The organism is Streptomyces sp. S3(2020) (assembly GCF_013044505.1).
Classification (GTDB): Bacteria; Actinomycetota; Actinomycetes; order Streptomycetales; family Streptomycetaceae; genus Streptomyces.
On record NZ_JABERD010000032.1, the window covers coordinates 1 to 19,163 of the forward strand.

Sequence of the window (19,163 nt, forward strand, 5' to 3'; positions counted from 1 at the left end):
TCGCCCTGCGCGCCGGCTCCCGCGTGGACCAGATGAGCGTGACCCTGTCCAACGGCACCACGCTCACCCACGGCGGCACCGGCGGCACCGCCTCCTCCCTGACCCTGGCCAGCGGCGAGTACGTCACGACCGCCTACCTCTGCCAGGCCCAGAAGGACGGCCGCACGCGGATCTTCTACGCCAAGTTCACGACGAGCACCGGCCGTACGCTCGCCGGCGGCACCACCACCTCCGACTGCGTGACCCGCACCGCGCCCTCCGGCTGGCAGATCGCCGGCTTCCACGGCAGGACCGGCGACGAGGTCGACAAGGTCGGCTTCATCTACACCCAGCGCTGACCGCCCCGGGACGCGGTACGCCGCGTACCAGGCCCCCTCATCACGTTCCCGAACCCCGTTCGAGATCCCGGTCACTTCAAGTGCCCCGCACGCACACCCCCTTGGAGAACGAGTTGACCCCCAACCACCATCTGTCCCGCCGCGGCCTCCTGGGCATGACCGCCGCCGTACCGCTCGCGCTGACCATCGGCTCGGGCACCGCGTACGCAGCCGACTCGGCGTACGCGATGGTCTACTTCACCGAGTCGACCAACCTCGGTGACGGCACCGACTACGGTCTGCACCTCGCCGTCAGCCCCGATGGGCTCAACTGGACCCCGCTCAACCAGAACAACCCCCTGGTCACCCCGACCGCCGGCGCCCTGGGTCTGCGCGACCCGTTCCTGATGCGCAAGCAGGACGGCACCTTCGTCGTGATCGCCACCGACCTCAAGGGCACGGACTGGAGCTACAACAGCCAGTACATCCATGTCTGGGACTCCGCCGACCTGCGCACCCTCACCGGCTACCGGCGTCTGAAGCTGCACGACATGACCACCCACAGCTGGGCGCCCGAAGCGTTCTGGGACGCTGGCCGCGGCCAGTACGCGGTCATCTACTCCTCGGTGAACTCCAGCGGCCACAACGTCATCATGGTGAACTACACCAGCGACTTCGTCACCGCCTCCGCCCCACAGGTCTTCTTCGACCCCGGCTACGACGTGATCGACGGCAACATGGCCCTGGGTGTGAGCGGCTACAACTACCTGTTCTTCAAGAAGGACCAGACGCTGGTCAGCGCCAGGTCCACGTCCCTGGACCCGGGCAGCTTCACCGAGTACAGCGCGGGCGTGGCGCACGGCGGCACCGAGGCCCCCACCGTGGTCAAGTCCCTCACGTCCAGCAACTGGTGGCTCTGGGGAGACACGTACACGCCCAACGGCGTCTTCTACGCCTGGCAGTCCAGCAGCCCGGCCACCGGCTCCTGGGTGGCCCTCGACCAGCGGACCTACACCCAGCCGGTCAACTCCAAGCACTGCGGCATCGCGACGATCACCACGGCCGAGTACGACAACCTCCTCACGAAGTGGGGCGCCCCGAGCTGGAACCGGCTCAAGTCCTACAACTACCCGGCCCGTTACGTCCGGCACGCCGACTATGTGGGCCGCATCGACGAGTACCCGATCGAGCCGTACAAGGACTCCCTGTGGACCCTGGTCCCGGGTCTCGCCGACAGCTCCGGGGTCTCCTTCCAGTCGGTCAACTACCCGACCCGGTACCTGCGGCACTACAACTACGCGCTCCGACTCGACGTCAACGACGGCACGTCGACGTACGCCGGCGACGCGACCTTCTACCGCACGGCGGGCCTGGCGGACGCGAGTTGGTCCTCCTTCCGCTCGTACAACAACCCGACCCGCTACATCCGCCACTCCGACTACGTCCTGCGCATCGACCCGATCTCCACGACCACCGGCCAGCAGGACGCGACCTTCCGCGTCGGCTACTGAGCACAGGAGAAAAGCAATGTCGTATGTCAGCATCCGAAGACGAGCCGGCCGCGTCACCTCGCGCGTCCTCGCCCTCGCTCTCACCCTGGCCGGTGTGGCGGCCCTGGACGGCCGAGCTCCGTCGGCCCCCCTGACGATCGAGCCGGCCGCCGTCAGCACCAACCAGATCGGTGTGACCCCGCCGTCGATGGGCTGGGCGTCCTGGAACAGCTTCGCCAGCAGCATCGACTCCGAGGTCATCGAGCAGCAGACCGACGCGCTGGTCTCCTCCGGCATGGCGGCCGCCGGCTACCAGTACGTCAACCTCGACGACGGCTGGTGGCAGGGCGACCGCAACGCCGACGGGTCCATCGCCGTCGACGCGGAGCTGTGGCCGGGCGGCATGAAGGCCGTCGTCGACTACATCCACAGCAAGGGCCTGAAGGCCGGCATCTACACCGACGCCGGCCAGAACGGCTGCGGCTACTACTACCCCACCACCCGCCCGGCCGCCCCCAACACCGGTATGGAGGGGCACTACCAGCAGGACCTGGAGACCTTCCAGCGCTGGGGCTTCGACTACGTGAAGATCGACTGGTGCGGCGGGCGGGTGGAGGGCCTCGACCAGGAGACGACGTACAAGGCGATCGCCGCCGCCAACGAGGCCGCGACCGCCGTCACCGGGCACAAGCTCGTGCTGTCCTTCTGCGAGTGGGGCAGCGGACTGCCCTGGAACTGGGCGACCGGCTACGGCGATCTGTGGCGCACCAGCACCGACGTCATTTTCTGGGGCCAGACCCCCACGACAGCCATGATGCTCGCGAACTTCGACAAGGCGCTGCACCCGGCCGCGCAGCACACCGGCTACTACAACGACCCCGACATGCTGATGACCGGCATGAGCGGCCTGACCGCCGCCCAGAACCGGCTGCACATGGGCCTGTGGTCGATCTCCGGCGCCCCGCTCCTCGCGGGCAACAACCTGGCCACCATGAGCACCGTGACCAGGGACATCCTCACCAACCGCGAGATGATCGCCATCGACCAGGACCCACGCGGCCTGCAGGGAGTCAAGGTCGCCGAGGACACCCGGAACCTGCAGGTGTACGGCAAGGTCCTCGCAGGTACGGGCAAGCGCGCCGTGCTGCTCCTCAACCGCACCGGCGCCGCGGCCTCCATGACCGTGCGCTGGGCCGACCTCGGTCTCACCTCGGCCACCGCGTCCGTACGCAACGTCTGGACGGGCACCGACGCCGGTTCCTTCGGGACCGGTTACACCACGACCGTTCCCGCGGGCGACGCCGTCCTGCTGACCGTCTCCGGCGGCACCGAGGCGTCCGGGACGACGTACGAGGACACCACCACGGCCACCACCCCGGTCTTCACGGGCGTCAACACCGCGGCGGCCGGCACCAAGCTGGTGGACATCACCTACGCCAACGGCGGCACCACTGCCCGCAAGGCGACCGTCAAGGTCAACGGCCAGTACTCCTACGTCGTCGCCTTCCCGCCGACCGGCTCGTCCACCACCTACCGGACCGTGTCCGTGCTGGCGCACCTCGCCAAGGGCGCCAACACCGTGCGCTTCGACGCCGTCTCCGGCAGCACCGCTCCCGACGTCGATGCCATCCGCGTCCAGGGCATCCCCGGCACCAACGGCATCGCGCTCGTCGGCGCCGCCTCGGGCCGCTGCGTGGACATCGAGAAGAACACCAACGTCGATGCCACCCAGGCACAGATCTGGGACTGCGGTGGCGGACGCAACGAGACGTTCACCCAGACCTCCCGCGGCGAGCTGGTTGTCTACGGGAACAAGTGCCTGGACGCCGACAACAACGGGACCACCAACGGCACCAAGGTGATCATCTGGGACTGCACGGGCGGCACGAACCAGAAGTGGACCCTCAACGCCGACGGCACGGTCACCAACAACCTCTCGGGGCTGTGTCTGGACGCCTCGGAGGCCGCGACCGCCAACGGCACCAAGCTGCTCCTGTGGACCTGCAACGGCCAGACCAACCAGAAGTGGACCGCGGCCTGACACCGCTCCCGGGACCGGGGCTGAGGCTGGGGCTGGGGCCGTCGACCTTCACCAGCGGCAGACGCTCGGATCCGGAACGGTGAACCCCCGTGGAGCCGCCGCTCCACGGGGGTTCACCGCCGCAGCGCGCTAGGAGCCGCTGCGGGAATGTGATGGGACGGCGGTGGATTCCGGGGCCTGCTGCGCAGGCGCCGGGTCCGCGTCGGCCCGGGCTCGCCGGCGGTGGGCCAACGTCCAGGCGATCGCCGCTATCGCCGTCACCGCGAGCGTGGCCAGCAGCAGCGAAGCGTGCGAGCCCGCACTGTCGGCCGTCCTCGCGACGGGGTTGGGCACGCCCAGGCGGTCGACCAGCCAGCCGAGTGCGGCCGTGCCGGTGAGCACCGCGCCGGTCACCCGCAGTACGGGTTGGACGCGCAGCCGGGCGAGGACCAGCAGCGACGGCAGGGCGAGGCAGACCAGCAGCAGCTGAACCAGTTCGATGCCGAGGTTGAAGCCGAGCAGGCTGGTCACCAACTGGCCCGTGGTCAGCTGCATCTCGGCGAGCACGAAGGAGAACGCCATCCCGTGGCCGAGCCCGAACACACCGGCCACCAGGGCCTCCTTGCCCGGGAAGAGCGGCCTTACGGCGTGGATCGCGCCGACCAGGATGCTCGCGGCGATGAACGCCTCGACCGGCCAGCCGGGGATGTCGAGCCGACCCAGCGCGGTGGCGGCCAGGGCGGCGGAGTGCCCGGCGGTGAAGGCGAGTGTGGTCCGGCCGATACGGGCCAGGGCCTTCCTCGGACCCACCAGGCCGTTCCAGCGCCCTCCGCTCGCCGCGAGCGGGGCGGGCAGCAACAGGATGAGCAGGAACAGCAGATGGTCGGTGCCGGTGAGGATGTGGTCACCGCCGAGTTCGAGCATGGCGACGAAGCCCCGCCAGTCGCTGCCCGCGCCGAGGTCGACCTTCAGCGCCGGGACCTTCATGGTCCGGGTGTCGATGCGGATCGTGCCGACCTGGGTGGCACCCACGCCGTCGACCTGACCGGCCGCCCAGTCCTGACGGACCGTCACCAGCACGGTATGCGTGATGACTTGGTGCACGATCGCGTCGTAGCCGAAGGTGAAGTGTCGTACGTCGGTGTCGGCCGGCGGGGTGAGCACGGCATGGACGACCAGCTCGCGGTACTCGCCGGTGTCCGTCTGGACAGCTCGGCTCAGGGTCGGGCGGCCGACGGTGACCTGCCAGGTCTGGCCGTCCGTGGCGGTGGGGTATATGTGCTGGACCAGGTAGGAGCGGATAGCGCCGGTCTGGGCGCTCAGCGTCTTCTGTGACAGCTCGATCCCGCTGGCCCGGGAGAACTCGTCGACGGGCAGTTCCAGCCGTGCGGAGACCGAGTGCTGGTACACGTCGAGCTGTACCACCGAGTGCGGCATCGGATGCGCGGCGGCCGGCGACGCCCCGAGGAGGAGCGCCGCCGGTACCGCGATCGCGATCCCGGCAACCCAGCGCACCACTGTGGTCAGCCAGTTTCGCGATCCGGTCATGAGAAGGAGAACTCGCTGCCGTAGTCGCGGGTGTGATCGCGGTACACGGTGTGGTAGTGGATCTTGTCGCGGTACACCACGCCGGTCTGGCAGATGAACTCGACCCACACACCGGGACCGTCGATACGGACGTAGTCGCCGTTGGTGTCCAGACCAGTGCCGCCGGAGTAGCTGATGTAGGTGTCCTTCAGCTCCCTCGCGTACGACTTCATCAACTGCTTCGCGGTGGCGTCGTCCACGTCCGCGACCCAGGGGTGGATGGCCGCGAGGACCAGCTTCTGCTGCTTGGGGGTCAGCTCGCTGACCTTCAGGCCCTCCTTGGTCTCCGGGAACTCGCCGTCGGAGCCCGGGCCGAGGAGCACATCGCCGAAGGACTCGGACAGCTTGGCCGCGGCCAGCTGCTCGGTCGTCAGGCTGCCGGTGAGAGCGAGCATGCCATTGCGGAACTTCGCCATCGGCTCGTACGTCGTGCCGTCGTCCGCGGTCCAGCTGGTGGGCTCGATACCGGTGAAGAAGGGGCTCGCTCCGGCGACCTTGCCGTTCTTGAACGTGATGTTGACGGCGAGGTGGTGGCCGCCGAAGTGCAGCTGCCAGGTGCCGGTCTTCGACGGGGTACCGAGGAACGCCAGGTAGTAGTAGCCACTGCCGTACGCGAAGCCGCCCCCGCCGCCCGTACCGCCGGAGGGCGGGGCACCCGTCGGGACGTCGGTCGGAGTCGCGGTGCTCGACGCCGTGTCGGTGGCCGTCGCGCTCGGCGCCGGGGCGGCGGAGCTGGTGGACTCCGCCGAGGCGAGCACGTCGTCGGCGAGGATGGTCTGCATGACATGGTCGTAGCCGGTGCCCTTGCCGGACCCCAGAGCCACCTTCAGTACGCTCTCGGCGGCGGCCAGCTGCTCGTCGCTCAGCGAACCGAAGTCGATGCCCGGACGGCAGGTCCCGGCGCACGGCAGGTTCGACCAGGCGGTCGCGTTGGCCTGGCTGAACTCCAGGACGGTCGACGCCTGCTGGTCGGAGTCCAGCGTGTTGAGGAACGCGTTGGCCGCACTGACCACGGCGGCGGTGCCGGTGTCCTTCTTGTCGACCGCGAAGTGGGCCGCCGCCTTCTTGTCGGTGGTGGTCGCGGCGTTCGCCGCCACGAATCCACCACCCACGAGGACGACACCGGCGGCCACGCCGGCCACGCCCCGCCAGGTCCGCCGCTTACGCGCCTGACTGGTTCTTTCCCTACTCACGAAGACTCCCTTGAGGCAAGGTCTGGGACAACCTGCCGGCCAACCGGGCAGCACCCGTCAACCGGCTGCGAGATCGCCAAGTCCGCATCCCTGCACGCTGGTTGGACTCGGAAGAACACACGGGGGGGCACGAGGTACCCGTCCCCGATGGATAAGGAAATTATCAACGGCATTGTTGACACTTCAATGCGCGAGCATCGGGGCATGCCCCTTTTGGGTTGCGTGCGCCGCATATTCAAGGAATTTGCTGGGCCAATTGACAGGTTGGGCTTATCGCGACTTCAGCCGACCGGCGGCCCGAGCGGGCATCGCCGCACACCCTGGCGAACAGCGGGCGCCCGGCGCCCCATTCGGCTCGGAGACCCGAGTAAGGTCGCCGCCGGCGCCGCTCGACATCTCCTACGGCTTCGACCTGACGCCCAGTCAAGAAGTTGACGCCGAACCGCGGTCCGACCCTGTGAATCTCACATGAAAAGCCCCCCGGGCCTTTTGGCGACAGGATCGTTAACGATTTCCTCCTCCCGTGAGCCGGAGTTGGCATGACCGGATCACTTCTTCGGCGTGCCCCGCTCGGCCACGCCCGACACCCGCCCAGGAGGCCATGTGTTAACGCTCCGGAACGAATCGACCCAGGTCAGCCCCCGTCGGCGCGGCCCTCGTATCGCGGTCACCGTCGCCACCGCGGTGCTGCTCGCCGCCGCCTTCACCACCACCGACACCGCCCCGTCGGCCACCTCACGTGCCGGCGTCAGCACCGTCGCCTATTCCGCCGAGGCCACAGCGGCCTCGGAGACGCTCACCGCCGTCACCACCTTCCTGGGCACGCTGAGTTCCTCGCAGCAGTCGACCGTCAAGGCGGAGCGCACCCAGTCCAACCTCTCGCAGTGGTCCAACTTGCCCGACGGCCTGTACACCCGCGCCGGACTGCGCATGGACGCGCTGACCTCCACCCAGCAGTCGGCGGTCCTCGCGATCCTCCAGACGGCACTGAGCGACGAGGGCTACGAGCAGGTCACCGGCATCACCACCGCCGACGGCGTGCTGCACGACAGCACCGGCAGCGACGACTACGGCTCCGACCACTACTGGATCCGGATCCTCGGCACGCCATCCGCCGACGGCCAGTGGACGGTCCAGTACGGTGGCCACCACCTCGCCGTGAACATCACGCTGACCGGGGACACCATGCCCCTGGCACCGACCCTCTTCGGCGTGCAGCCGGCCACGTACACGCTCAACGGCGTGAGCTACGAGCCACTGGCCGGCGAGACCGACAAGGCCTTCGCGGTCGTACAGTCCCTGGACGACGACCAGTTGGACACCGCGGTCCTGGACACCGCGGTCACCGAGATCATCCTCGGCGCCGGACAGGACGGGAAGACCCTCGCCTACGAGGGCGTCCAGGCCTCCACCTTCACCGACACCCAGAAGGAGCTGCTCCTCGACCTGATCACCGAATGGATCAGCCCGCTCAACGACGAACAGAACGCGTCCAAGCTGGAGTCCGCCGAGGAGAACCTGGACTCGACCTACTTCGCCTGGTCCGGTGGCACGTCGAGCAGCTCGACGATCTACTACCGCGTGCAGAGCCCGGACTTCACCATAGAGTTCGCCCACCAGCCCAACATGGGCGGCACCACCCACATCCACGCGATCTACCGCGAGACCGGCAACGACTACGGCGCTGAGGACTGATCAGTGACCACTGTCCAACGCCGCCTGGCCCGGTGGACGGCAGCGCTGCTGCTCGCCGCCACCGGGTCGGGCCTCGCGGCCGCGCCCGCCTCGGCCCACCCGACAGACGAGATCGTCCAGCAGACGTACCTCACCCCGGACGGCTCCCGGCTTGACGTCCAACTCGTCATCACACCAGGCGTGTTGGTAGCTCCGGCCTTCGTCAAGGCCCTCGACTCCGACGGCGACGGGAAACTCGGCCCGGCCGAGCAGTCCGCCCACACCGAGGACGTCACGAGCGCACTCACGCTCCAGGTCGACGGGACGAGCGTCCCGTTGAAGCTCTCCGGGAGCACGTTCGCCGACCACGCCCTGCTCGCCTCCGGCGGGGGCTCCGTCACTCTGGACCTCACCGCGGTCCTGCCCGACGGCAGCCAGACTCTCACGTACACCAACTCATACGACCCGCCCGGCACTTCGAGCACGGTAGCGCAGGCGAACCTCATGATGCCGACAGGCACCTCCGCGGTTCCGGCAGACGTGCGGCGCGCCGACGAGGGGCGGACCATCACGGCCCACCTCCCCGACAGCGATGCCACGACGGCCGCCTCGGAGGAGGCGGACGAGGACAGCGCCATGCTCGACGCCTTGCGCTCTCCGCTCTCCTCTCCCTGGGCGCTGCTGGCCCTGGTCGGCACGTGCGCCCTGCTCGGCGCCTTCCACGCTCTCACCCCCGGCCACGGCAAGGCGCTCCTCGCCTCCTATCTGGTCGGCGCCCACAGCACACCCAGGCAAGCGGTGGCCCTCGGCTCCGTCATCACGGTCACGCACACGTCCTCCGTGATCGCCCTCGGCACGGCGGTCCTGTTCGCGGGGCAGTTCGTGACGCCCGGGGTGATGGTGCCGATACTCCAAGTGGCCAGCGGGGTGGTGGTGTTGTTCCTCGGCGTACGGCTGCTGCGGCGCAGGTGGCCGGGGCGGGGCAGGGCGGACCAGGATCACAGCCACAGCCACAGCCACAGCCACAGCCACAAGGGTCACCGTCACAGCCAAGAGCACGAACACAGGCACGACCACGGTGGGCCCGGCCACTCGCACTCACACAGCCCCGGCGGGCGCCATCACCATCACCCGGTGGTCATCCCCACCACGTTCCGCGGCATCGCCGCCCTCGGTGTCTCCGGCGGGATAATTCCCTGCCCCGAGGCGCTCACCGTGCTGCTGCTGGCAGTGGGTCTTGGCCGTACGGCCCTGGGCATCATCATGATCTTCGCCTTCAGCATCGGCCTTGCCGCAGTCCTGGTCGGGCTGGGGCTGATCCTGGTCAGCGCCCGGTCAGGCCTGGAGCGCTTCCGGCAGCCGGTACAGAGCCCCTTGATGCAGTGGCTGCCCGCGACCTCCGCCCTCGTGGTCTCCGTACTCGGGCTGACCATCGCGGTCAGCGGGGTGGGGGCGCTCACGGGATAGACGTCGTGCCCGTCACGTCCGCACGCATCCGAATTCACTGGAGAACTTTGTGAAGCCACCCCTCCTCCGGCGTGCCCTCGCCTCCCTCGCGGCTGCAGTTGCCTTGACCCTCGGCACGGGCACCCTCCTGACCGGGGGTTCAGCCCAGGCCGGTACCGCGCAGGCAGCCACCGAGGCCACCGCGCCCGTCATGGACTGCGCGGACATCGCCGCTCTCGACCTGTCAGGCATCATCGGTGCCCCCACCCAGATCGCCGCGGCGACCGAACTGTCCGCCCACGACAACCCCCTCGGCGACTGGGCGGCCTGCGAGGTGACGGGACTGATCGCACCACAGATCCAGTTCGGCCTGAAGCTGCCGATGACGACCTGGCAGGGCAGCTACCTCCAGGTCGGCTGCGGCGGCAACTGCGGTGTGGTGGGCTCGGGCAGCGCCCCGGCAGCCGACGGGTGCGTGCCGATGACCGACGGCGCCTTCGCGGTAGGCACGGACAACCAAGGGCACTTCGGCACCAGCATGTCCTCCGGCCTGTACGGCATCGACCCGACCCTCAAGGCCGACTTCGGGTACAAGTCCGAGCACCAGATGGCCGTCGTGGCCAAGGACATCATCGAGCGCTTCTACGGCGAGTCGGCCGGCCACTCCTACTACGACGGCTGCTCGCAGGGAGGCCACGAGGCGCTCACCGAAGCCCAACGCTTCCCAACCGACTTCGACGGGATCGTCGCCGGCGCCCCCGCGAACAACTGGACCGCGCACACCTTCCAGCACGCCTGGAACGCCCGTGCCGTCTTCTCCGGCGACGACGGCGAGGCCACACTCACCACGGCCGACCTCGCACCGCTGCACGCCGCCGTGCTCACGGGCTGCGACGCCACCGACGACGGGATCGTCGAGGACCCGATCGCCTGTACCTGGGACCCGGGCAGCATCCAGTGCGCCGACGGGCAGACCTCCACCGACGACGTCTTCTGTCTGACCGAGACCCAGGTCACCACCGTGCGCGAGCTCTACTCCGGCCCGCTCGCCGAGAACGGCAAGCTGCTCTACCCGGGCTGGCAGCTGCGCGGCAGCGAGCTGAACTGGGCCGGCGTCATCGTCCCGACGACCGCCACCGGATCGACCTCCAACAAGACCAACGTCGACGAGCGGGTCAGATACCTGCTCTACCCCGAGGCACACCCCGAGCTGAGCTGGGACGATGTGGAGTTCACCACCAAGAACTACAAGAAGCTGATGAAGCTCAACGAAGGGATGATGGACGCCACCGACCCCGACCTGTCCGCGTTCAAGGCGGCCGGCGGCAAGCTGCTCATCTGGCACGGAGTGGCCGATCCGAACATCTCCTCCGTCGCCTCGATGGCCTACTACAAGGCTGTCGAGAAGACGATGGGCGGCGCGGATGCGACCACGGACTTCGCCCGGCTCTTCCTGCTCCCCGGCGTGGCGCACTGTGGCGGCGGCCAGGGCCCGCACAACATCGACGCGCTCACCGCGGTCGTGGACTGGGTGACCGAGGGCACGGCCCCGGACAGCCTGGTCAGCGAGACGGTCGGCAGCAGCGGAACGGTCACAGCCAGCCGACCGGTGTACCCGTTCCCGTACATCGCGGTGCCGGACGGGAACGGCGACTACACCAGGCAGGTCTCCATTGCCGAGCGTGACCTGAGCGTGGACTACCTCGGGTCGTTCCGTTCGGGCTACGAGACCGTGAGCAACTGGGTCCACGGTCAGTGGGTGACCACCTCCGGGAAAAGCTGAGTCCGTTCGCTCCTCCGCACGGAGCGGCGCTGCTGCTCACGAGATGGCCGCCCGCCAGGGTGGCCAAAGCGTGAGCCGCGGTACGTGCGGCACAGCGTCGGGCGGCAGGGTGAAGCACAGGACTTTGGTCATGGGGGGATCGGTGCGGCCGCTGGAGTCACGACCGTGACTGGTTGCAGACGACGTTCAGCACGGACGACGGCGACAAGAAGGTGAGGAACCTGTTCCACGGGTACACGCCGACGTCGGTGAAGGAACGGCTGGGCGAAGACAGCCGTCACCACCGTGGATGGACATCGACGCCGTCACGTCCCCGACTTCCTCGTACTGCGTGAGAACAACGTGCCCCTGGTCGTGGACGTCAAGCCTGGGCACCTACTCACCAGGCCGAAGGTGAACTGCGCGCTCGGCTGGGCCCGTGAGGTCGTGCCGTCACGCGACGGGGACTTCGAAGTCTTGTCCAAGCCCACCGGAGTTGGAGGTGGCCAATCTTCGCTTCCTTGCTGACTACATCGCCGCGACTGGCTCTTCGACCAGGACCTGCTCGCGGAGTTCCGGGCGACGGACCGGACGGGGCGACGCTGGGCGAGGCGTTACGTGCGTTCCCCCAGCACCCGGACTCGCGGGTGCTGGCCGCTGTCCTGCGGCTGTTGTGATGTCAGCACTTCGTGACGGACCTGGTGGAGCAACTGTCCGAGCGCCACGTACTGCACAAAGCAACAGGTCATGTCCAGAACTTGAGTGACCGGATTGGGCACTTGACCGTTGGGCGGGTATGCGATGGCGCTGGATGTTGGCATGGCTGCTATGCACCGTGACTGCTGGTGGGCTGATGTGCGTGTGGGGCCTGGGGGGACTTGACCAAGTCTCCGCAGCCGCTTCGGTGTTCGGGACTGTGGTCAGCCTGCTCGGGGTCCTGACAGTCTGGGCGTGGCAGGGCAAACCACGGCATACGAGCTCCGACACGGGGCAGATCACAGAGACGGCACAGACGCTTGCCCGCGTTGTTCGGCGTCGGTGGGAGGACGAGGCCATCCTGCGGCAGCTCTTCGAGCCCGCACCACTGCCCGTGATCTGGACCTGCTGCCGGCGCGGGGAACTCACGGACCGCACCACGCGGCCGGATTCTGCAATCCTGTGCCATGCGGATGTCCCCGACGAGCTGGTTGAGACGTTCCAGACAACACGTCAGCGCGTAGTCGTGCTGGGGCCTGGCGGTTCGGGAAAGACGACCTTCGCCGTCCTGCTTGTTCTCGCCCTGTTGAGGACGCGGAACACTGATGACCCCGTACCAGTGCTGTGTCCTCTGTCCTCCTTCGACCCGTCACGTGAAACTGTTCGGGACTGGCTGCAACGCCGAGTCACAGAGGACTATCCCGCGCTGAGTGATGTCCAGCGATACGGCACCAGCTCCATCGTGGAGCTCCTCACCGAGCATCGTCTGGTGCCCGTGCTCGACGGGCTGGATGAAGTACCAGCAGCACGTCAGGCGGGGGTCCTGGCGGCCCTCAACGACACCTTGCCAACGAATGCTCCGCTCGTACTAACCTGCCGTACCAACGACTATGCGCGCGCCGTACGGGAAAGCACGCCCCTGGCGAATGCGACTGTGCTGGAGCCCGCGCCGCTCCACGTGGGTCAAACACTTGCTGCGCTACGCCTGGCTGCTCCCAGGCAGCAACGTCCCGAGTGGGACACCTTGGCCGCTCATCTCAGTCAGAACCCTGATTCACCGGTCGGTCATGTCCTGACCAGCCCTCTGATGGCGACCATGGCCCGATCGGTGTACGCAGGTGGAGACCGTGATCCCACAGAGTTGACCGACCTCCGACGCTTTCCCACTCTTCCTGCTGTCGAGCACCACCTGCTGGACGCGCTCATTCCAACTCTCTATGCGCGCTCTCGGCGACAGTCCCCCACCGGAGGGTGGAATGCCGAGAAGGCGCGGCGCTATCTGACATTCCTTGCGCAGGGGCTGAGCAAGCAGGGCACCTTCGACTTTGCTTGGTGGAAGCTCCACACCTGGAGTTCCGCGCTGACCAATCCCTGGCGGCGCGCTGCTACTTGGCTGGCGATCGCCCTTGTCGGACACCTTGTCACCAATCCGTTCCTGGTGCTCTTCTTCGGTGCGCCGTGGGAGATCGTGCCGATGTGTATGGCTCAAGCCACTGCGGTCGTGCCCATGTTTCTCCTCAGCAGCCGAGCACCCGTCGCTCTTGCGACGATCGGACATCGTACTGGGTTCTCCGCCCTTGTGGCCCTCAGCGGCGGCTTGGCTATCTCCCCGGCCGCCGTACCCTTCCTCCCCGGCGCGAATGTAGCGCATAAGGTCCTCGGAGCCACCGCCTCCGTCGGCCTGTGTCTGTGGCTGGTCGTTCTTGCTGCGGGTTTGCCCGCCCCGCCCGAACGGCCGAACCGTGGCCGCCCCGGAATTGCTCAGTGGAGCCGACGTCTGCCCCGCGCATTGGGCATCACGGCATGTGTCGCTGTCTCATCCTCATTGTTCTTCGCGAGCTACGCGGCGTACCTGCATCGTGACGGAGAGCCGCGCTTCCTGGCCAGTCTGCGCGACGGGCTGGTGATCGGTGCCGTCTTGGGCATCGGACTCGCCTTCCTCCGCTGGATCAGGTCCGCATCCGCTGCAGACGATCAAGAAAGCCTTGAGGAGACACTGCGCGCAGATCGCCACTGGCACTGCTCGGCGGCGGAGCCTGTGCCCTCCTGTTCGTGCTGCCTGACGCCGGTGTCAGAACGAGCGTCTGGTTCGCCAACACATTCACAGATCTCGCGGTCGTGACGGCTTTCCGGCTCCTCGACAACGGGGTCATCGGGTTCGTCCTCGCACTGGCCACCTGCGCCTGGCCCTATTACGTCATCGCCCGGTTTCAGTTTGCTGCCCGCGGGCAACTACCCTGGCGCCTACAGGCATTCCTCGCAGACGCCCATCGTCTCGGCATTCTGCGCAGAGTGAACTCGACCTACCAGTTCCGCCATGCCCGACTGCAAAGTCACCTCGCCGAAAGCATTCGGTTGCCGGAGCCACGCATTTCTGCCAGCCTGCCAGGCGCACATTCTGATTCGACATCCTCACCATAATCCGATTGGCGTGCCGACCCGCGCTGCATCCCCGCGAGAGGGACACCGGAGCGAGACGAAAATGCGGGACATCACATGCGAGTGTCGATGTCGGCGCAGGTCGGCTTCACGCTGGGGGACATCGGAAACGAGAACCTGCAGGCCGCCTCGCACAGTCCGGACGACGCCGGTGACTTCGTCAAGTGGGTCGCGAGGTGACGATTTACAGGAAATGGCGGGGCCGGTGCCGGAGTAGGACGGCCCGCGCGTCGGTCATGTCAAGGACGGCGTACCGGGGTCCTTCTACGCCCTGGCCGCTGTCCTTGACCCCGCCGTACGGCATCGGGTCGGGGTGACAGCTGGACGTATCGTTGATCATGACGCCGCCCGTCTCCAGCAGACGGGTGAAGGCGAAGGCGACATCGAGGTCCTGGCAGAACACTCCGGCCTGGAGCCCGTACCGGGTGGCGTTGGCCTTGCGCACGGCCTCGTCGAGGGAGCCGAACACATCGACGGCGACCAGCGGGGCGAACGCCTCCTCGGACGCCAGCCGGGCCCCCTCCGGCAACCCGGCCAGCACTGCCGGGGCCATCAGAGCGCCCTCCCTGGTTCCGCCCGTGAGAAGTCGGCTGCCATAGCCCACGGCGTCCTTGAGGAGGCGCTCCGCACGCTCGGCCGCCGTCGCACCGATGAGCGGGCCGACCCGGGTACCGGGGGCGCGCGGATCGCCGTACGGGATGTCCCGGACGAGGGCGGTCAGCCGTGCGAGGGCCTCGTCCGCGATCGTCTCGTGCACGAGGAGCCGCTGTACGGAGGTGCACACCTGTCCGGCCTTGCGGTATCCGGCGCTGGCGACGAGCGGCAGGGCGTGGTCCAGGTCGGCGTCGCGCCACAGCAACGTCGGGGAGTTGGAGCCGAGTTCGAGGTGGGTGCGGGCGAGGCCGCTCACGGCCCGGATATGGCGGCCGACCTCGGTGGAGCCGGTGAAGGTGATGTAGCGGACGTCCGGGTGCCGTACGAGGTGGTCGCCGACCGTTTCGCCCGGCCCGTGCAGCAGGTGGAGGTGCTGTTCGGGCAGACCGGCCTCAAGCAGGGCCTGCACGAGGGTGATGGCGGACAGCGGGGCCTGTTCGGCGGGTTTGAGGACAACGGCGTTTCCGGCCGCGAGCGCGGGTGCGATCTTATGGGCGACCGTGCTGAGCGGGGCGTTGAACGGGGTGATGGCCGCGACCACCCCCACCGGCACGCGCAGGGTGAAGCAGAGCGAGTCCTCATGACCGGCGGCGGCCTGGACCGGGACCATCTCGCCGGTGAGCCGCAGAGCCTCCTGGGCGCTGAGTTCGAGGATGAGGAGGGTCCGGTCGAGTTCGGTGGTGGCGTCGGCCGGGGTGAAACCGGTCTCGGCGACGTACTGGGTGACGACCGTGTCCCGCCACTCGTCCAGCAGCCGGGCCGCCCGGCGCAGGACCACTGCCCGTTCCTGGTGGGGCAGTTGGTTCACGGCTCGGGTCGCCGAGGCGATGGCCGCGTCCACCTGATCGGGGCCGGGGACGTCGAGTTCGGCGATGCGGTCGCCGGTGTACTTGTCGAGCACCGGGAGTCGCTCCGTGCCGGCGTCAGCCACCGGATCGCCCCCAGTCCAGCGCTCTCATCCGTTTCAGGGCGGGCAGGCCCCACAGCGCGTCCGCGATAGAGGCGGCTCGCGCGGCTCCCAGGAAGTGCGGCACCAACTCGTCATACTTCAGACGTAGTTCGTCGTCACTCAGAGGGTCGTCAGGGTCGCCCTTGCGGGTCAGGCGGAGCCGTTCGTGTGTGCCGCCGTGCCGGTCGGTGATGCGGACACGGGCGGTGCGGCGACCGGGGGCGAGTCGGTCCAGGTCCGGGTCGATCCGGGCCGTGGTGAGGTCGACGAGCCGGCGGATCGCCGGGTCGCGCAGCGACTCGGGAGTGAAGGCCTGCAGCCGTACGCTGCCCAGGACGAGAGCGGCGGCCACCGTGTAGGCCAGGCTGAACTTGGCCTCGTCGGCTTCCCGGGGGTCGAGGCGCCCTGCGACCCGGGTGGCGGTCTCGTAGGTCTCGATCTCGATTCCGGTGACATCCTCCGCCCTTACGGAGTGGCGCAGTTCGAGAGCGGCGTCGATGGCGGCGAAGGTGTGCCCGCAGCAGGCGTGGTACTTGAATGTCGACTGAGTGACGCAGAACGGTTCGCCCAGGCCGCTGACGGAGAGGCTCTCGATCCCGGCGGTCGCGACGCCGAAGCCGACCGGTCCCTCCAGTACGTCGAGCGCGCCTGTGAGCCCCTTCTCGGCGGCGAGCGCGGCCACCGCCCCGGCTTCGGCCGCGTGTCCGGAGTGCAGCGGCTTGCCCGTGGACGGTGACCGGAAGGTCTGCTGGAGGCCGGCGGTCATGGTTCCGGCGAGTGCCAGCGCACCCGCGAACCGGCCGGGATCCAGCCTGAGTAGTTCCGCCGCCGCGGCCGCCGCGCCGAAGGTGCCGACCGTGCCGGTGGTGTGCCAGTTCCGGTAGTGCGCCGGCCCTACGGCGAGTGCGATCCGGGCGCCGATCTCGTATCCGATGGTCACCGCGCGCAGGAAGTCCTCGCCGGAGGCGTCGACGAGTTCGGCGACCGCGAAGGCGGCGGCGATCGTCGGGGCTCCGGGGTGGTAGAAGGCGTCCCGGTAGATGTCGTCGAGTTCGGCGGCGTGCGCCGCCGTGCCGTTGATGAGGGCGGCGGCACGCACATCGGCAAGGCGCCCGGAAGGGATGAGCCGGGCGGGTCCCGGGCTCGGATCGAGCGCCTCGGTCAGTGCGCGGGCAGCCCGGGTGTTGACGCCCGGGACGGTGGCCGACACCCAGTCGACGACCGCGCGTACGGCCGCGTGCCGTACCTCCGCCGCGAACGGGGTAGCACGCCGGGCGACCGCGAAGTCCGCCAGTTGTTCCACGACTGTCATGTCGGTGCTTCCCTCCTCAGAACTGCGCCTCGTACTGGGCGGGGTCGATGCGTGCCTCGATGAGCAGCGGGCGGGTGAGACCGGCCAACCCGGCGGTGGCCTTCTCCAGTTCGCTGACCGAGGTGACCCGCACGCCGTCGCAGCCCATCGAGCCGGCGAGGGTGACCAGGTCGATGTCGTCCAGGCGGGTCGCCGTACTCGGGTAGCCGAGGGCCTGTTGTTTGAGTTCGATGCGGTTGAGGCTGCCGTCGACGAACACCACTACTGCCAGGCGGAGTTGACGTGCGGCTGCCAACCGCAGTTCGGTGGCGGCCATCGCGAAGCCGCCGTCGCCGACCAGCGCGACGACAGGGGTCTCGCCGAGGGCGAGTTGGGCGCCGACGGCCCCGGGGAGTCCGAAGCCCATCGAGGACAGGCCGTTGCTCATGAGGACGCTCCGGGGGTGCCGGGTCTGCCAGCCCTGGCCGACGAGGAGCTTGTGGGAGCCGACGTCGCAGGTGACGACTGTCTCGTCGGGGGCGGCCGCGCGGACGACATCGATGACGTCGGTGGGGTTGAGGCGGCCGGACACCCGGCCCGCGTAGTAGGCCGTGCGGAGCCGGTCTCGGTGGGCGGCGATGTCGGTCTCGCTCCTGCGGGGTTCGCCCCGCCACCCGTCCGCAAGCCAGTCGAGGCTCGCGGAGACGTCTCCGACGACTTCGCAGTCGCTGGGGTAGATCTGGTCGGTGTTGGGCGTGGTGTCGATGTGCAGGACGGGCGTCCTGAGCGACCACGGTCTGATCAGTTCGACCGGGTCGAACCCGGCGGTGACGACGAGGTCGCTGTCGGCGAGGAAGTCCCACAGGACCTGGTTGCACGCCATGTCGAGGACCCCGGCGAAGCAGGGGTGGTTCTCGGGGAACACCCCCTTGGCCATCGGAGACACCACGACCGGGACTCCGGCCGCCTCCGCCAGCCGGATCAGGGCGTCGGACGCGCCGCACCTGCTCGCTCCGGCCCCCGCCAGCAGCACCGGGCGCCGGGCCGACCCGAGCAGTTCCGCGGGGTCCGGGCCGCCGGGGGCCCGGTGCACTCGTAGACCTCCGGCGGCCCCGTCCAACGGCGGCGGCGTGACCACGACATCGGACACCTGGGCGGCGAACGCCTGTGCGGAGCCCGTGAGATGGACAGCCCCGGGGCGTTCGGCGACAGACAGGCGGAGCGCCTTGCGCAGCACCGTGTCGACCGACTGCGGGTGGATCCGGCCCGCCCACTTGGTGACCGGGGAGAACAGCAGCTTGTGGTCGACGACCTGATGGGTGATCACATCCTCGCGACCGGCATCGACCTGGCCGGAGATCGCGAGAAGTGGAACACGGTCCCAGGTGGCGGCGGCCACTCCGTTGACGATCGAGGTCGAGCCCGGCCCGAGGGTCGACAGGCACGCCCCCGGCCGCCCGGTGACCATCGCGTGAGCCTCGGCCATGAACACCGCGGTGCCTTCACGGCCGCCGAGCACGACCTCCACGTCGAGGGCGCGCATCGCCTCCATCAACTCGATGATCGGGTCGCCCGGGTAGGCGAACACACGCCCGACCCCTGCGGCTCGGAGGTGTTCGGCGACCACCGTGGCGGTGTTGCCCAT

13 protein-coding genes are annotated in these 19,163 nt (G+C 68.6%); 8 read left to right on the forward strand and 5 right to left on the reverse strand.

Translation table 11 applies throughout. The annotated features are described in order from the left end of the window. The 3 genes from HLK59_RS13360 to HLK59_RS13370 all read left to right on the forward strand — a co-directional run. Nucleotides 1–338 (forward strand): jacalin-like lectin (locus HLK59_RS13360; protein WP_277349474.1); only part of this gene is annotated, 338 nt, incomplete at its 5' end. Between the two features lie 155 nt (nt 339–493). After that, nucleotides 494–1,828: a glycoside hydrolase family 43 protein gene (locus HLK59_RS13365; protein ID WP_240982378.1), complete on the forward strand. Its 1,335-nt coding sequence runs from the start codon at nt 494–496 to the stop codon at nt 1,826–1,828. Nucleotides 1,829–1,844: 16 nt separating this feature from the next. Further along, nucleotides 1,845–3,848 carry a ricin-type beta-trefoil lectin domain protein gene (locus tag HLK59_RS13370; protein ID WP_171141605.1) on the forward strand — a complete coding sequence of 668 codons (2,004 nt, stop codon included), beginning with the start codon at nt 1,845–1,847 and terminating at the stop codon, nt 3,846–3,848. 129 nt (nt 3,849–3,977) lie between these two features. On the opposite strand, the gene HLK59_RS13375 is transcribed toward HLK59_RS13370, so the two are convergent. Together HLK59_RS13375 and HLK59_RS13380 are read right to left on the reverse strand one after the other, a co-directional pair. Further along, complete coding sequence (locus HLK59_RS13375; protein ID WP_171141606.1) at nt 3,978–5,375, reverse strand: HupE/UreJ family protein; 1,398 nt, start codon at nt 5,373–5,375, stop codon at nt 3,978–3,980. Continuing rightward, nucleotides 5,372–6,607 (reverse strand): DUF3500 domain-containing protein, encoded by a 1,236-nt coding sequence (locus HLK59_RS13380; protein ID WP_346779723.1) that lies wholly within the window; start codon nt 6,605–6,607, stop codon nt 5,372–5,374. The genes HLK59_RS13375 and HLK59_RS13380 overlap by 4 nt, the downstream gene beginning before the upstream one ends. A 603-nt stretch (nt 6,608–7,210) precedes the next feature. Here HLK59_RS13380 and HLK59_RS13385 point away from each other — a divergent pair. The 5 genes from HLK59_RS13385 to HLK59_RS51935 all read left to right on the forward strand — a co-directional run bounded on the left by HLK59_RS13385 (nt 7,211) and on the right by HLK59_RS51935 (nt 14,804). Continuing rightward, entirely contained in the window at nt 7,211–8,302 is a 1,092-nt protein-coding gene (locus HLK59_RS13385) for a DUF3500 domain-containing protein (protein WP_171141607.1), read from the forward strand. Between the two features lie 3 nt (nt 8,303–8,305). Then, the gene (locus tag HLK59_RS52370) at nt 8,306–9,748 is read left to right on the forward strand and encodes a hypothetical protein (protein WP_171141608.1); all 1,443 of its coding nucleotides are present in this window, start codon (nt 8,306–8,308) and stop codon (nt 9,746–9,748) included. A gap of 49 nt (nt 9,749–9,797) precedes the next feature. Beyond that, nucleotides 9,798–11,510: a tannase/feruloyl esterase family alpha/beta hydrolase gene (locus HLK59_RS13395; RefSeq protein ID WP_346779724.1), complete on the forward strand. Its 1,713-nt coding sequence runs from the start codon at nt 9,798–9,800 to the stop codon at nt 11,508–11,510. An 895-nt stretch (nt 11,511–12,405) separates the two neighbouring features. Next, a complete protein-coding gene (locus tag HLK59_RS13400; RefSeq protein ID WP_171141609.1) occupies nt 12,406–14,307 on the forward strand; it encodes an NACHT domain-containing protein in 1,902 nt (633 codons plus the stop codon). A gap of 374 nt (nt 14,308–14,681) precedes the next feature. Next, nucleotides 14,682–14,804, forward strand: coding sequence for a hypothetical protein (locus HLK59_RS51935; protein ID WP_277349475.1), 123 nt, complete (start codon nt 14,682–14,684; stop codon nt 14,802–14,804). Between the two features lie 4 nt (nt 14,805–14,808). Here HLK59_RS51935 and HLK59_RS13405 read toward each other — a convergent pair whose 3' ends face one another. From HLK59_RS13405 to HLK59_RS13415, 3 genes are read right to left on the reverse strand one after another with little or no spacing between them, the layout of a single operon-like run. Continuing rightward, on the reverse strand, nt 14,809–16,209 hold the full coding sequence (locus tag HLK59_RS13405) for an aldehyde dehydrogenase family protein (RefSeq protein ID WP_171141610.1): 1,401 nt from the start codon (nt 16,207–16,209) through the stop codon (nt 14,809–14,811). Continuing rightward, nucleotides 16,202–17,539, reverse strand: coding sequence for an MmgE/PrpD family protein (locus HLK59_RS13410; RefSeq protein WP_171141611.1), 1,338 nt, complete (start codon nt 17,537–17,539; stop codon nt 16,202–16,204). The genes HLK59_RS13405 and HLK59_RS13410 overlap by 8 nt, the downstream gene beginning before the upstream one ends. 16 nt (nt 17,540–17,555) lie before the next feature. Next, a complete protein-coding gene (locus HLK59_RS13415) occupies nt 17,556–19,163 on the reverse strand; it encodes a thiamine pyrophosphate-binding protein (RefSeq protein WP_171141612.1) in 1,608 nt (535 codons plus the stop codon).